Annotated in this window: 6 protein-coding genes; all 6 read left to right on the top strand. The window is 53.2% G+C overall.

Annotation, left to right across the window (positions count from 1 at the left end; translation table 11 throughout):
* Positions 1–167 precede the first annotated feature (167 nt).
* Entirely contained in the window at positions 168–2,915 is a 2,748-nt protein-coding gene (locus SCARR_RS27810; RefSeq protein WP_136066021.1) for a fibronectin type III domain-containing protein, read from the top strand.
* A 72-nt stretch (positions 2,916–2,987) separates the two neighbouring features.
* Positions 2,988–3,743, top strand: coding sequence for a PEP-CTERM sorting domain-containing protein (locus tag SCARR_RS27805; RefSeq protein ID WP_168433681.1), 756 nt, complete (start codon positions 2,988–2,990; stop codon positions 3,741–3,743).
* A gap of 125 nt (positions 3,744–3,868) precedes the next feature.
* A complete protein-coding gene (locus tag SCARR_RS27800) occupies positions 3,869–8,434 on the top strand; it encodes a discoidin domain-containing protein (protein WP_168433680.1) in 4,566 nt (1,521 codons plus the stop codon).
* 8 nt (positions 8,435–8,442) lie between these two features.
* Complete coding sequence (locus SCARR_RS27795; RefSeq protein ID WP_168433679.1) at positions 8,443–11,484, top strand: glycoside hydrolase family 71/99-like protein; 3,042 nt, start codon at positions 8,443–8,445, stop codon at positions 11,482–11,484.
* A gap of 136 nt (positions 11,485–11,620) precedes the next feature.
* On the top strand, positions 11,621–13,462 hold the full coding sequence (locus SCARR_RS27790) for a metallophosphoesterase (RefSeq protein WP_136066013.1): 1,842 nt from the start codon (positions 11,621–11,623) through the stop codon (positions 13,460–13,462).
* 227 nt (positions 13,463–13,689) lie between these two features.
* Positions 13,690–16,980, top strand: coding sequence for a sulfatase-like hydrolase/transferase (locus SCARR_RS27785; RefSeq protein WP_136066012.1), 3,291 nt, complete (start codon positions 13,690–13,692; stop codon positions 16,978–16,980).
* The last annotated feature ends 20 nt before the right edge of the window (positions 16,981–17,000 follow it).

Below are 17,000 nucleotides of genomic sequence, written 5' to 3'. Positions count from 1 at the left end.
AGAATAACATCAAAAAATCCATATTTTTGTAAATATTGTCCTTCACAGTCAAGCATTTGTCGGTCAGGTGCAATCTCTTCCCTTTAAATGGTGATACGTTATGCCAATCAAGTCGGGATGGTTCATGGTGAGCCTATTTATAGAGACTGAATAGCAGGAGGTATGAAATGAGAAAGAGATGCTTAACATTAGTAGGAATCTTGGTCGGCTTGGCAGCAGGGGCGCAGGCGGCACTGATTTGTGATCTGGATGCAACCGTTCCGGGCAGTGTGGTCACGAATGCCAGCGGCGTTGCGACGGATTGGGTGGATCAGTCCGGCAATGCAAACAATGCGGGAGATCTGACCAGAGTCGGAGACCCTCTTTTTCCAAGCGCAAGTCTATCGGTATCCGGCCTGTCCGGTGTTGATTTTACAACAGGCAATGCGGGGTATCGGCTTTTTAGTTCGGCCGAGCAGGATAGTTTTCTCGATTTCACCGGTGCAGCATCCGCAAAAAGCGGTTTTGCGGTTTTTGCAGCAGTGAAAGTCGACAGCGTCAATGCTCCCGTCGTTCGAGATCCGGTCTTTGGTAATCATGGCAACGCAACCATTCTAAATAATTTTATTCTGAAATATGAGGGAGGCCAAGTCAGGGCCGTTATGGCGGGCCAAACCTTTTCCAAGAGCGGCGGGACGCCGGTCGCGGCGGGGAATACCCTGATCATAGCCTTCAACTACAATAAGGCAACCGGAGCCTTCGAATTGTGGGATTCCAACAATATGAGTTCACTCAACACCAACGCGGTTGCAAATGGCAACTTTTCCTCCACGCAGACTATGTGGCTTGGCCGGACAGATAACGGCGGACAATTCATTAATGGCGCAATTGGCGAATTCCTGGTCTATGACGAATTTTTGGATGCCTCAGCATTTTCCAACAAATATACCGAGCTGACCGATAAATGGGCGGTTGCCGCAGGTATTAATACGCCTACAGGGGTTTCTGCGGTGGGCTCCGCTTCCTCTGCGGTACTTGACTGGGCAGATGATGGAACGGGATTTCTGGACTTTTACACGGTATACCGGTCGACCATTAGTGGGACAAACAACTATGTTGCGCAGACCAATCTTTCAGCCAGTGCGTATATCGACACCGATGTGACGAACGGAACCCCTTACTTCTATGCGGTTACGGCGACGGATACCAACGGGTTTGAAACCACGTACAGCGACGAAGTGTCCGCAACACCCATCGAACTATCGCCGGATGTGGTCGTCAGCTTCCCGGTTACCGATCCTGTATTGCGGAATTTAATCACGGTGACTCTCGACTACACAGTAGATGGTGCAGGCGTTGTTACGCTGGACGCTTCGACTTCCAATGGCGGTGCAGCTCCCAAGGCGGTTGTGGACGCATGGGACGGAATCGTGGGATCCGTATCGGATTCAGCTATGTATAACACCAGTTTCACGCTTACTGGCATTGCGAAGACCAATGACGTAGCGACTATTAGCCTCAGTACCTGGGCAGACAATCCGGGGCCGGGTTTGGGTGTGAAAACTCCACTTATTAAAGATGCCGGTGCGGAAAAAATCGAGTGGACATTGACGTCGGCGGATGACGTTGTAGTTAACTTTAAGTCCGTTGAATATACCAACCGTGTGGCAAATGGGGACTCGAATCTGACCTTCCTGGACGAAGACTCCCGCGAAGAATATGTTCTGCCGAATAGTTCCTCGGGTGGATCGATTGATCTGATCGGTGAAGGATTTTCACTTTCCGTCGGGGATACCTTTGTGGTGACGACGGATGATTTCAAAGACGACGGAATCACTCCGAGAGCATCCTCCGCAGGTGCATCGCTCTTCGGCTTTGTTTTCGAGGCCGTTCCTTCTCCGCCTCCTCCCGGCATTACTGTGACCTTCCCAAATAGCATTCCTGTTGCTTCGGGAGACCTGAATAAGGTAGATGTGTTGACGTTCGACTTTACCGTCGATGGTTCGGGCAATGTAACGATTGATGCATCAACCACGGCCGCGGAAGCCACGACCATTGCGGCGGTAGATGCATGGGATGGCCCGGCTGGATCCGTCTCCTACACCGGAGCCTACAGCACCGCATTTTCAATGACCTTCTCGGCGCTCGGCAATACAAACACTACATCAAATTTAGGGGTTTCTCTTTCGGATGGTGGACTCGGTGTGTTCGGTAAAAATGCATGGCGTATCGATAGAGCCTCGTCCACCAATATGGAAAGTATTGCAATTGGTCTTTCGATGGCGGCAGGCGGAACGGTCGATTTCCAGAATGTGGGTTGGGTCAATCGGGCCAATAGCACAGTCGACATGCTGCTGAGCACCCCGTCGGTTACGCAGACCAACAATTTGGCGACCAGCGCCGGCACCATGAATCTGACCGGCGTTTCCCTGTTGGATGGGCAGGCTATTTCGTTCAGCAATCCCGACGCAGGCGATGAGAATGACGGGTACACGCTGGCCTCTTTCTCCTTCGATATTCTGGAGCCGATAGCGCTGGTCTATTCTGATTGGGCGACTGGTTTCGGTCTGATAAACGGACCGGATGGCGATGACGACAACGACGGTCTAAGCAACCTTTACGAGTTTGGTGTAGGGGGCAACCCGGTCAATGGAACGGTGGCTCCAGCAAACATGCCCGTATCGACTGTTGTAGATGCAGGTGGATCGTCGAATGTAATTGAATACGTTTATACCCGTCTCGAGCCGGTTCCGTCAGGATTGACTTACTACCTGAACGTATCCACGGCTGGTCTGCTGTTCCCAAACTGGACGGATGGTGGTTATACGGTCGAAGGCGAAGCAAATGCAGCTACAGGCTTCAAGACCGTCACGAACCAAATTCCGGTTGATGCGAATACGGAAAAGTTCATCAAACTAATTGTCGAGCAACAGTAAAAAACTAAGCAACTTATATTCTCGGGAGGCAACGCGCCGCCTGAGAATTTAAAAAAAATGAAAGGGATTATAATGAATAAGATAAGATGCATAATTATGATTGGTCTGCTGACTGGAGTTTTAGCCAGCGTGGCCGATGTGAGTGTTAGTTTTCCGGTTACCGATACCGTGTTACGAAACCTGAATGTATTGACGTTGGAATTCACGGTGGATGGCTCTGGTGACGTGACGCTGGATGCCCAAAGCTCAAATGGGGGTGCGTTACCTCAGGCTGTTGTAAATGCATGGGATGGCGCTGCCGGAACGGTTTCAGCGGTTTCATTGTTCAATACCAGTTTCACACTTACCGGTGTTGCGAAGCTTAATGGAAGTCAGGTTATTAACCTTAGTACCGATGCTAACACACCAGGCCCGGGGCTTGGAGTCATGAATCCGATCCTCAATGGAGCCGGGACGGAAGAAATTGTATGGACGTATTCCGGTACCGGCGGATTAAACTTCAAGGGAGTGGACTATGGCAACCGCGTTGCAAATGGCGACTCTAACTTGACATTCCTCGACAGCGATACCCGCACAGAGTATTTGTTGCCCAATACGTCGACCAGTGGTTCGATTGACCTTGTTGGAGAGGGATTTTCTCTGGCAAACGGGGATAGCTTTATTATGACGACGGACGATTTGCGAAATAATCTATCCGCGAGAGCTGCCTCTGCCGGTGCTTCGGTCACTGGGATGACATTTGAAGTGATTCCGGAGCCGGCCACGTTGGGTCTTATTTCGGCATTCGGCGGAGGTATCCTTTTTATCCGCCGTCGATTCATGATGTAACCCAAATGCGCAGATGAGCTATGGCTGTATGCGAAACCCTGCTTTAAAGCGGGGTTTGGTTTGTCTGGGAAAAAGAGATTTCCAACGTTTTGAAATACCGAATGTCCAACCGGAAAGGAATAGGTATGATGAATCTGAAGACTGCATATTGTGGAATACTGGCGCTGGTGGCAGCCGCAACAACCGCAACGGCGGCGGTTACGTTGGATTTTAATGTGGATCCGGCCTACTCGGGGGCCAACAGGCTTTTTAACGGCACAGGCGGCTCGTTGATATTTTATTTTTCCGTCGATGGAACCGGCGGTGTTACGCTGAGTGCGTCCCCTTCATCGCTTGATGCCAATGTCATTGCCGCGGTGGCCAGTTGGAACGGCAGCGTTGGCACGGTGACGGACAGCGCCCTGTTCAATACCTCCTTTACACTTCAAGCCAAGGCATTCAGGGATGGTTTAAACGGAAATATTGTACTGCAGGGAGACGACACGGGCGTGCTTGCCGGCCAAGGCGAGAACTCGGGGCGTATCGACGGTGCTTCGCTGGCCACGCCGGCTCGTGAAACGATTGACTGGACGGTTGCGAGCGGGGACGTGCAAGTTGATTTCGTATCTTGGGATTGGGGCAACGGAGCGGTCAACAGCGAAATGATGGTGGTCGACAGCAATTCGACCAACAGCTGGAACAGCATGGGCGTGTCGGGAAGCACGAATCTTACCGGTATAATCCTGAGTAGCGGCGAAACGATCTCGTTTACGCAGCCGACAAATTCCGCAAGCGGAGTGGGACTGGCCGGCATCGTGTTTGATGCGGATTTGTCGGTTCTTCTTGAGGAGTCATCGATCCTGCATACAAACAGCAACGGGCGACTGGTTTATCATTCGGATGCTGCGGGCAACTGCCTCGCGGATTTCAGCCATGCGGGCTATCATGGTGGAGATGATCCGATTCCCAGCCTGCCGGTGGTTCTCGAAATCAGCCCGTTGGCGGGCGACAATACCGCCCACATCCAGGCCGCGATTGATTGGGTTGCGGCCATGACTCCCGATGCGAACGGACATCGCGGTGCGATTCTGTTGCGCCAGGGCACTTATAACGTTTCCGGGATTGTAACCATCAATGCGGACGGTATTGTGCTGCGCGGCGAAGGCAACGGAAGCATGGCAGATGATACGATGGTGGTCGGGACTGGAACCGCTCAGATGGCGGAGCTGGGAATTATTTTGATTCAGTCGGAAACGACCGGGGCTATTCAAGAACCCGGCACAAGGCAGAATGTTCTCAATGAATTCCTTCCCACCGGCAGCCGGACCATTGAGGTCGAAAACGGATCCGGTTATTCGGTCGGCGATTATCTGGTCATTCAGCATGATCCGACAGAAGCTTGGCTCGAGGCCATTAATTACGGCAATGTGTATGGCGATGAGGTTCCCTGGGTGCCGGGCCAGACCGACCTGAAGATGTATTTTCATGGAACAGTGACCGCGATTTCAGGAAATAAGGTCAAGCTGGACACCCCAATCTACCATCCGCTGGATCGTTCCCTTTCCCAGTCGGTGGTCTACCGTCACAGCGGAGCGGGGATCATCTCGGAATGTGGTGTGGAAAACATGCGGGTCATCAGCCAAAATGCCGGTGGCACCGACGAGAATCACCGCAGGGACTGTGTTCATTTTATCGACGCGCGCAACTGCTGGGCCAAGCATACCATCTCCAAAGGTTTTGTTGAATCGGGATTCCGGTTCTCCCGGTCCGCGCGTAGCACCGTCCAGAATTGCCAGGCCATTGACCCGGTCTCCATAATAACGGGGGGGCGGCGGTACAATTTTTATGTTGGGGGAAACTGTCATAATGTTTTGTTCAAAGACTGTCTGGCCACCAAAGGTCGGCACTGCTTTGTCGGTAACGGGACGGCGACCACGAGCGGTGCTGTATTCAGCGGATGCGAGTCGCGGAATGCCTATGCGTCATCGGAAAACCACCGGCGCTGGGGTTCGGGATTCCTTTGGGATGATATCGTATGGAGCGACGCGTCGACGGACATGGTGCTCGGCATGTACAACCGCGGGAACGAAGGCACTTCGCACGGCTGGACCGGAACCGGGCTGGTTGCATGGAATCTAGCGGCCGCCGGGAAATCTATTGCCTGCCAGGAGCCGCCGGTCGGTCAGAACTACGCGATTGGTTGCAATGCCACGATCACTCGGGGCAGTTATCCATATGGATTTGTTGAGGGCACCGGCGGGGGGATGTCGATTCCATCGCTTTATGATGCCCAGCTGGCGGAACGGCAAACATATGGCGTCGGACCGGACGCGCCCGCCCGGTTGCGGGTAACGCATTATGTAAATACCGCTTCTCCGTTTGTGGCACTGGAGTGGGACGATCTAGCGCTGGATGAAACGTCGTATGTGCTGGAACGATCAGCCAACGGCGGAGCTTCATATGCGGCCATCGCGAACCTGCCGGCGGATCGGGAATGGTTTACGGACACAACGGCTGCCCAAAGCGGGAGCTATATTTATCGCCTCAAAGCTGTCAATCCGATTGGCTCTTCTGCGTATGGCAATACCGTTGCGGTTAACCTTTCAACGGAGGAATCGCCGGCCCCCGCCACCTGTCAATTTGAAGACTTCAGCGGACAGAGCGGCACGAGCGTGCGGTGGGATCGACATGCTTTTACCGGATTCGGGTATGTCGATATCAACGGTACCAGTACTTGGGTCGAAATGGCGGTCGATGGCGGAATGGGCGGATCGGTTCCGATGATGATCCGCTACGGCGGAGGAGATACCGGGGACCGCGTCTGTGCCATCTCGGTGAATGGCATTCAGCAGGCGACGGCAACGTTTACCTCTCTTGGGTCGTGGGAAGTCTGGGATACGGAACTGGTTCTGGTGGAGCTCGAACGCGGCACGAATATCGTCCGCATTCAGCCGAGCGGACTGATGAACGGGCCGAATCTGGATAAGATGGAGGTGTATGCCACGCCCATACAGTATGCGGCCGGTGAGACCGCTGCGAATGCGGCGGCAAATGCCTTCGACGGAAATGTGAATACGCTTTGGAAACATCATTCCCCCTATGGAAGCTGGATTCAATCTGCCTTGCCGGCGGCGCTGAAGGTCATTGAATATTCCATCACGTCCGGCACCGGGGCGCAGGCCAACGATCCGAAAAACTGGACACTCATGGGCTCCAATGATGGCGGCGCGACGTGGACCATTCTGGATACGCGCAGCAATGAACTGTTCAGCGCACGTAACCAGACCCGGAACTTTACGGCGGCGAGCAGTGGAGATTTTGAACTGTACCGGCTGGAGATTACGGCGGTGCAGGATCCTGCATCGGCCGATTCCGTGCAGTTGGCAGAGCTTCAGCTTACCGACGACTCCCTGCCTCCGACCTTTGACTCTGATCCGGTGGAGGAAAGCAACGGAATGGAATGCTTGGCCTACAGCGGAACGATTGCCGATAACGCAAGCGACCCGGAAGGCGATCCGTTGACGTTCTTGAAACTATTAGGTCCGGAGTGGCTCAACGTGGCTTCCAACGGAACGCTGTCAGGCTCGCCGGGTTCCGGCGATGTGGGGTTGAACACGTTCACCGTGCAGGTCAGTGCCACGGGTGGTGTCGCTGCCGCTGCGCTGGAAATCAGCGTGGATGCGATGCCGGCGCAACTTACGCTGGATTTGCTCAAAACGCCCGGCGGTTTGGCCAATGCGACCCATGTTTGGGTGTTCCAGGCAGATGGCAGCCAGGTTCAGCAGACGTCCGGCGGCAATACCTTCAGCAGTGTAGCCGACGGGCTGGCCGGTTCGCTTGCCGGCGAGGGCGCGGTAGGCTCCTTTACGGTAACGATTTCGTCGGTAGAAAATTTTGATGAAATAAGCTTCACCAACACGTTGAGTGATATTAGCGGCAATAAATGGGCCTACAACAGTGCGGTGGATAACTATGGGACTTTAACAACCACGGATGCCACCATTCAAATCCAGCCCGGCGAGGCGATGCTGATGACGTTCGATCTTAGCAATCTGACGCTTCCGTCTGGAAAACAGCTCTATGTAAACGGCTTTAAGATTCAGAACGGCTCGACGGACATTCCGGGCGGGCAGCGAATCTCCCTCTTGGAAGGCGGCGCCACAAATGCGGTGCAGCTAACGGGAGACAGTGGAGAACGAAATGCCTTGGCCGGCGGAGATGCCGTGATCCAACCCGTCGGGCAGTCGGTCGATACCGGCGACCAGATCGCCATTTGGGCTACAAGCACCTTGGGCCAGAAGCGGTTTGTTGGATTCCGGTTCAGCGTGTGTGGAGAGAACATTGAGCCGCCTTCCGGCTTTGCTGTCTGGGCGGGCCTGTACGGTCTGTCGGGAACACCAACGGATGATGACGACGAAGACACCCTGAATGACTTCGGCGAATACGTTTTCGGCGGCAACCCGACCAACGGATCGCTGGATGACTTGACGAATCCGTCGTTTGACATCAGCGGTAAATACATTTACCTGTTGCGTGGAGATAATTCGTTGACGGTATACGTGCTCACCAATGCCGATCTGGTGGCGGGAAGCTGGGATACCAATGCGACAGTATCTGTCACCTCTGAAAGCGGCAATATGGAGTCCTACACAAACACGATCGGAACCGCTGCCGATCAACTGTTCATCAAGCTGAAGGTTGAGCAGCAGTAAGCCGAACGGTGAAAAATCAATCCGGTCAATACCGGGTTAATAACGAAAAAAAGGTGCATGTGCTTAATTTAAAAACAACGTGGATCGGGCTGATGCTCTGTGCGTCATCGCTGGTGTCAGCGGAGGTGTCGGTGGTGTTTACAAACAGCACGCTGCCGCAGGCTACGACCAATGAGCTGGGAACGCTGACGCTGTCGTTCAATATCAATGGTTCCGGATCGGTCACGCTGGATGCTTCGACCACCAGCGGCGAACAGATCGTGATTGACGCCGTGAACGCCTGGGATGGATTGGTTGGAGCCATCAGCCATACGGGGGCGTTCAGTTCAGTTTTTTCGCTCGTGCTCAATGATGCGGGCGGCTCCGGCCTGAAGCTCACGAGCAATGGCGGCGGCGGACTGGGCGTCGGCGGGCAGAATGCATGGCGGATCGACCGGCCGGGTACCGAATCCATTGTTGCAACCGTCGGGTCGCTCAACGGCAAGGTCAGTTTGAATGCCGTTTCGTGGAACAATCGAGCCAATACGACGGTCGAACTGCTGCTTAACGCGCCTAGTGGCTCGTACAGCAATAGTTTGGGTGCACTGGCCGGAACCTGGAATGTCAGTGGCAACGATGTGTCGCTGTTCAGCGGGCAGCAACTTTCGCTTGGAAATGCCAATCTTGGAGACATCAACGATGGCTATGCACTGGCCGGGATTTCGTTCGACGTGGTCGACGGCACCCCCCCTCCTGCCTTCGCCGACCTGGTTCCGGATGCCGGAGTCTCCGCCGGATCCTATACGACCGAAAGTTTTGATGGCCGCACGGTCTGGGTGCCGGACAATACGGCCACGCAGCTTTTTTTCAATGTGCCAGGTTCCTTCGGGTTTATTCCTGGCCAACCGGTATACATGCGCATTGAATACCATGATGATGGCAGCGGACGACTGTTTGCCGAGTACGATTCAAACCAAAGTGATACTTATAAGAATGCGGAAATCCATGCCCGCTCCAGCCGAGTCGGGCAGGGCGGATTTATCTATTCCTATCAGATGTTTGAGTCTCCGGAATTTGCGGGTGGCCAGACTGGAGGAAACGATTTTAGGTTTAAACTACTGGGAACAGACGGCACCCCGTTGCGCATCGCGGGCGTGCAGATCAGCACGACGCCATATGGCGCTGGCGATTTTCAGTACGCGCTCAGCAAGCCCTGGCTGTTGCCCAACACCGGGCCGGTCAAGGATTTCACCGACAACCAGACGCTGGCTGGCAAGGTAATGACAGGCTACCAAGGCTGGTTCGCCACGCCCAACGATCCAGACGATCTAGGCTGGCGCCACTGGGGACGCTCCTCGAATGTCGATCCATCTCCAACCGAGATCACCATCGATATGTGGCCCCATTTAAACGACTACCAGCCCTCCGATCTTTTTCCGGCCGGTCAGATGATTCATCAGGACGGTCGTCCGGCCTACCTCTTTTCTTCACGAAATCCCGATGTGGTGCAGCGTCACTTCCGATGGATGCGCAAACACAACATCGACGGTGCCTACCTCCAGCGCTTTGTCAGTCAAAACAGCGGGGGGTATAACGGGGGTCCCGAATTCGTTCTCGACAATGTCCGCAAGGCAGCTGCCAGCGAAGGACGAGTCTGGGCCATTGAGTACGATGTCAGCTCACTCGACACCGCGACCGATCCATTCGCCGTCATAACCAATGACTGGAATTTCCTCCTCAACGAATGCGATATTCTCGACGACCCGCGCTATATCCATGAAGATGGGAAACCGGTGCTGTTTATCTGGGGCTTTTCGGTAGACGGTCGCAACTTTACCGTGGCGCAGGCCAACGAGATCGTCGACTGGTTTGCTGCGCAGGGGCTTTACCTCATTGCAGGGGTCAATGACGACTGGCAAAGCAAAACCGCCTGGCATGGCCACTACCAAAAATACGACCAGTTGCTCGGCTGGATGGAGTCCAACCTGGGCAACCTCAACAGCCAGAAAATCCAGCTCAATAGCTGGGGCATGAAAATCCTGCCGCACGCCTGGCCCGGTTTCTCCTGGCACAATCTTAAACAACTTACCTACCCGTCTGCCTACACGGCTCGAAACGGCGGCGATTTTTATTGGGATCGCCTCTACAATGCCGTCAGTTGCGGCGCCGACCAAATTTTCCTGGGCATGTTTGATGAATACGATGAAGGCACGGCCATTATGCCCATGTCGGACAACCATCCCGATCCGCATACGGCGTGGGGGCATTATATCGACAACGCTGGGCGCGATCCCTTCTGGTGGCTTCGGCTGAGCGGAACCGGGCGTGATATGCTCAACGGTTTTCGCGCTCTTAACGGAGCGACCCCGACGGCGGGGTCTGCATCGCCGGTCGCCTATGGCGGCGATGACGCGACGGTATTTCTTGGCACAAACAATGTGGAAGCCGGTCTGATTCATACGCAACCTGGCGACGGGCTTACCGGCGGCACATTTATTGGCAATCAAGACTGCCGCACCAATGCCAATCCCTACGTCTATTTCAACATCGACGACACGTTCTGCAACAGCGTATCCGAAGGACAGGCCGCCACCATTGAACTCGAATACTATGACGATACGGCAGGCACGGTAATTCGCTTGCATTACGACAGCCTCTCCGCCGCCTACACGGTGCATCCGACCATCACAACGACACCAGGAACCGGTGGATGGAAGAACATCCGATGGAATGTAACCGACGGATTTTTCGGCAACCGGCAGAACGGTCCATCCGACTTCCGTATTTCCATACCCGGCGGGAAGGTCGTTGCCATCCACCGCGTCAGTGTGTTCCTACCTGAAGAGCAAGGCGGTGCCGATGATGCTGCATTGGAATTTGTAAACGATGGCCTGGAATGGCCGGTCGAGTACGATGCGGTTGGTTGGCGATTGTCTGAAAGCGATAATCTCGTCAGTAATAACTGGCAGGAAACTTCTTCGATTGTAATTACAAACGGAGTGGTCCGTCACGAAATGACGTATACCAACAGCGCCGGATTCTATCAGCTCCGCCGTCCGGCACGCCAATAGGTCGGCCTAACTAGGCCGTTTATTCGTTTCGGGAATAGCAGTAAAGGAGTGAAACAGCGTCTTACATATTTGTATTTTTCAACTTTTGGTCCGCCGAAATGTTCGACAGACCGTCATCAAAAGCTATTTTGAAGAAATGGATAAAATCATGATGTTTACAGCCACCGGATCCCTGAAAAAAACAAGCTATATATGCATAACACTACTACTGATGATACCTTGTGTTGATGCAGGCAGTTTTAAGATTGAACAATTCACCCCTCCTCCATACACCCACCTCAATACAGCTGAAACAAACGACACTCCACTCTACTTTGGCTTTATTGGTGACCACACCGGAGGTGGAAACCCTGCTTTATGGAAAGAAGGTTTAGAGCTTCTCAACCAGCTTGAACCTGAATTCATTGTGTCAGTTGGAGACCTCATTGCTGGAAAGAGAGACAATGATAAGAATAGAACCGACCCAGCTTATAAACAATTCTACCATGACATGTGGGACGAGTTTGAGCAGCGAAACTCAATTGTCCATGCGCCCTTCTTTTATGCGGCTGGAAATCATGACTACTGGAATATGGAGCAGGCAGAGGTTTGGCAGGAACGATACGGCCCCAGCTACTACTCGTTCATCTATAAGGATGTTCTTTTTGTAATTCTGAACTCGGCGTTCATCATGAAAGATAACTCTGACCCAAAGGGACGACATTTCGATAACGGTGAATATCAGCACCAACTCTATTGGCTCGAGAAAACATTAAAGATGAATAACGACGTACAGTGGACCTTTATTATTACTCATCACCCTTTCTGGCCCAATGCAGGTCGCCTCGATAAGGAAATGATGTGGAAGGAAATCGATAGTGTTCTTCACGAAAACAATCGCCCGTATACGGTTATTTCAGGACATGAACACCGATACATCTATCACGAACGGTTTGGACGGGATTACATTACACTCTCAGGGAGTGGCACAGGTGGAAACGGAACCATCGAAAACGGTGGCTTTAATCACGTGACGACGGTTACCATGAAAAACGGCAAACCTGTTTTCAGAAACGTGCTATACGACGGTCGCATCCTTGACGAACGAAAGCACCACATATCTGACACAGACGATAACGTCCCAACGGCCTCAAGACCTTTTTCTAATCTACCTCCGAGAGCAATACCAACGCCCCCACCCGTCAAAGACCCCGGCAACCTCATCCCCAACTCATCATTTGAATTCGCCGGCTACAAAGAAGACTCGTATCCGGAACGCTGGTTTCTCAGCAACGCGTCCTTCACCCGTTCGAATGAAGAAGCAGCTACTGGACAATGGAGCCTAAAGCTCGAAACAAACAAACCGGAGGCTCCAGCAATTCACCAAGTTTATATAGAGAAAGGGGCAACGTATCAGCTAACAGCATCGGTTAAAACCACACCAGAATCAACCGGCCGAATTATTGTCGATACTTGGGATGAATTTGATTCGACTGCAGAGTTTGCTCACAACGCGTCAAACTCAAGCACATGGAAGAAATACACGGGTACCTTTACCAACAGTAGCCTAGATAGGATGTTCATTCGAATCTTCCCAAATAACTTTTCAGGAATAGCATACGTGGATGACGTAGCGGTTACGCAACTATCGGGTCCTTCTCCTTCCACTGAAGATGCAACCTTCATCTCAGCATCACTGCCTAACGTTATGGCACCAGGGTCGACTCACCGCGTGTCGGTTCAAATGAAAAACACAGGCGCCCGGACTTGGACCGGACAAGATGCACTCTCTCAACAATCTTCAGATGCATTTACTACCTTAGCAGATATCTCGGTAGTGAACCAGGTTGTGCGCCACATGACCTATACGTTCTTTTTTGATCTGACAGCACCAGACCAACCCGGAAGCTATGACATCCAGTGGCAAATGAAAAAAACGGGAGAACCGACTGGCTTTGGTGAATCGACAAAGACGCACACTGTTCTTGTCTCAGATTGATAGGAAATCGCTTTTCAGACGCCTAGGGCACTCGCCCCAAAAAGTCATTCTGGTAAGCGGTTTTATAGCGAAAGGTTTAGCAGGAGGGGTCCGTCACTAGATTCTGTATACCAATAGTGCAGGTTTCTTCCGTCTGGAGCGGCCGGCAAAACAGTAGTATAACCCCGCACAGTTTATGGCTTCAGAAATAACGAGGCCATTAAAGTTACAGGAACATCGGTGTAAATATGAACAGAAAAATAAAGTGGATAGGTGCCGTTCTGGTTGGAGGAGCTTGTGTGGCGCTGGGCGATGTAACGGTAACATTTCCTGTAACCGATACTACGCTTCGGAATATTCCTGATCTCACGCTGACATTCTCGATTGGTGGCAGTGGAACGGTTGCATTGGATGCATCAACAACAAAAACCGTCGCGGCCGTGCAGGCCGTTGTTAATGCCTGGGACTCGGCGAATGTAGGGATGGTTACGAATCCAGCTCTCTTTAACACCAGCTGTTCTCTACTCGGAACGGCGACCGTTTCCGGAGCGGGTAATAATATTTCAACTGTCGCCCCCAAAAAGGGAGTAGGGGTGGCAAACGCCCTCATCACTGGGGCGGGATCAGAGGTCATATCCTGGAAGTTTTCATCTGGGAACGATGCATCGTTTGAACTTAAATCGTTCGCTTATGCAGAACGAGTCGCCACCGGAGATTCGAACTTCCAACTGAGCGACAACGATACCACCACCACTTATCTGCTGCCCCTCACGGCGACCAAAAGCGGAACCGTGAGCGTCAGCGGATTTTCGCTTGAAAACAACCAGACCCTGAGCATTTCAACCGATCCCGCAAAAGCAACGTCCGCTGGCGGCTCGTTTTACGGATTTACGTTTGATGTCCTTCCCTCAACCAATATTTCCGTGGCGATCGGCACCGATCTAACCGATGAAGTGCTTGTGGTGATGGCCGGTTCCTCAACCAACTTCAGTTGGTCGGGTTCTGCGAGCGATACACTGACGATTGGATCGGCGGCCACCATCCTGACGGTGCCCGATGCGGGCGGTACCAGCCCGGTCGAACTGGGCGCATCGGGGCTGTCTCTCGAACTCGGTTCACAATGGATTCTAGATGGTTCAAGCTATTCCAATACCTTTACCGTGGGTGATCGCTTTGAACTGGCCAGCTATGGCTTATTTGCCGGAATCACAATGGGCATACGCTACCGCAACTTTGCATTGCCCGCTGATCGCGATCTCCAGCTGGTCAACACCAGCACCTCGCTTTACTACGAAGTGGTCGCGCAAACCGCTGCGACGGGGCCGAATATTATTGTTGTGAATGTCGACGACATGATCGGCGGACAGCACTTTGCCTTCGAAGGGCGCGACTGTCTTTCTCCGACGCTGGATTCGCTGGCGGCCAACGGAATCCATTTTACAGAGGCGTTCGCTGCATCCACGGTGTGCGGTCCATCGCGCTATGCGCTGATGACGGGGCGCTGGCCTTCGCGCAATACCAGCGCCAACTATATTTCAAAATATCCCCTCGGAACGCTGGGGCGTTTCGGTGTATCTGACACGCAACTGGAGGACGATGGGGAAAATATCGGTGCCTGGCTGCAGCGCGCGGGCTACCGCACCGGCTTTGTCGGGAAAGCCCATTTGATCGATGACGACTTGATCAACACGGTCAACTGGCCCGCGAAAGGGTTGATAACCTACGGGCAGACGGATGATCCAGCGGTGAATCCTGTGGTGAACGGGGCGATGCATCACAACCATCGCGTGCTTTCCCAGCGTATGCGTCCATACGGGTTTGACTTTGTCGGTGGATTCTATCGAGCCAATCTCGCGGAGCTCCGCAACGATGCACTTAATATCCACAATCAGGAGTGGATCACGAAAAATGCCCTCGATTTTATTGATGAAAATCACTCGCAACGCTTCTTCCTCTACATGGCGCCGACCATCAATCATGGGCCGGTTCGCAACGATCTAAGTAAGTCGCTGCTGGCCGACCCGAATTATACGAGTGCGGGCTATCGCCCGAATGAAGACTATTCCTTTATGCCGACGCGTGCCGCAATTGTGAATGAAGTGACCACGGCAGCAAAGGATCTAATTTCCGCACGGGAAACGTGGGTGGACTATTCGATTGTCGCCATCATGAACAAACTGGCCGAGCATGGAATTTCAAGTAATACGCTCGTCATCTTCACCGCGGACCATGGCGAAAAAACCCTGCCCGGTGTGCCGCTGAAATGGGGCAAGTCCTCGCTGTTCGACTCGGGCATGCGTGTGCCGCTGGTGATGCATTGGCCAAACGGGATTAGTTCACCGGGGCGCACATATACCGAGCTTGTTCAACATACTGATTTAGTGCCGACCTTCCTGGAGCTGGCCGGGGCAGCGAATCTTCCCTCCCGTGCAATAGACGGCGCAAGCCTGGTGCCGGTGCTGAATGGCGGCAATGCCGCCTTGCACAACGAAGTGTTCTGCGAGATTGGCTATGCGCGCGGAGTGCGTTCCAAGGATTGGAAATATATTGCCGTGCGCTATACACCAAGTATCTATGCCCAGATCGATAGCGGGTATCTTTGGAATAATTTTAGTACGGGGCTGCCTACCGAACCACGACCCTACTATGTGAACAACAGCAGTTTGGGCTATCTTACCCAGAATACCCATCCGGGCTATTACGATGATGACCAGCTCTACGCGCTGGGCACGGATCCCGATGAACAAAACAACCTGTATGGACAATTCCCGGCTGTCGCCTACGATCTCAAGAAGCGGCTGGCCGGATATATCGGCACCATTCCGAATCGCCCGTTCCGTCAATTCAGCGATGCCTCCACCGAGTTTTCCCCGGCTCCATCAACGGTTCCGGCCGCTCCTGCCAGCGTGCAGATGCAGTTTCAAGGAGTGAATGCGGTTCAACTTGATTGGGCCGATATGGCCAACAATGAACTCGGCTACATCGTGCAGCAGTCTACCAACGGAACAATCTTCGAGATTGTTTCAGAGCTACCGTCCGGCAGCAACTCCACCACCGTAGCGCTGGATGCGGGGGTGGAGGATATTGTGTTGCGGGTTGCCTCGTACAATGTGCTCGGCGATTCTGCCGCCGCTTCGGATGTGGATCTGCTCGCCCCCGAAAATTGGCGCTACCGCACCTTCGGCAGCACCACCAGTTCCAATAGCCAGTGGGTGGTTGATGCCGATAGTGATGGCATCGAAACCATTTGGGAATATGCCTTCGCCACCGATCCGCTCGACTCCAATTCATGGAGCCGGATCAATGGCGAGCTCAACCCGGATGGAACCAATACCTGGCTTCAGATCGTGGTGCCGCGCGACCAGCGTCGCGACGTTACGATTTCCGGCCGCGTTTCAACCAACCTGTCCGACTGGGCGGTTGGTGCACCTGAAACCGAGATCGCCGAGAGCACGGATACCCAGCTCATTCTACGCAGCACGACCCCTGTGGCAGATAAACCCCTACAGTTCATTGCTGCAGGAATAACAATTCCTTAGGAATCACTAAAGCATAGGCA

Origin of the sequence: Pontiella sulfatireligans (assembly GCF_900890705.1) — a bacterium.
GTDB classification, from domain to species: domain Bacteria; phylum Verrucomicrobiota; class Kiritimatiellia; order Kiritimatiellales; family Pontiellaceae; genus Pontiella; species Pontiella sulfatireligans.
This window is presented reverse-complemented; position numbering and strand designations above follow the sequence as displayed.

Coding starts and splice junctions, on each gene's coding strand:
- SCARR_RS27790 (WP_136066013.1), top strand. CDS start 11,621: ATGGATAAAATCATGATGTTTACAGCCACCGGATCCCTGAAAAAAACA.
- SCARR_RS27805 (WP_168433681.1), top strand. CDS start 2,988: ATGAATAAGATAAGATGCATAATTATGATTGGTCTGCTGACTGGAGTT.
- SCARR_RS27785 (WP_136066012.1), top strand. CDS start 13,690: ATGAACAGAAAAATAAAGTGGATAGGTGCCGTTCTGGTTGGAGGAGCT.
- SCARR_RS27810 (WP_136066021.1), top strand. CDS start 168: ATGAGAAAGAGATGCTTAACATTAGTAGGAATCTTGGTCGGCTTGGCA.
- SCARR_RS27800 (WP_168433680.1), top strand. CDS start 3,869: ATGATGAATCTGAAGACTGCATATTGTGGAATACTGGCGCTGGTGGCA.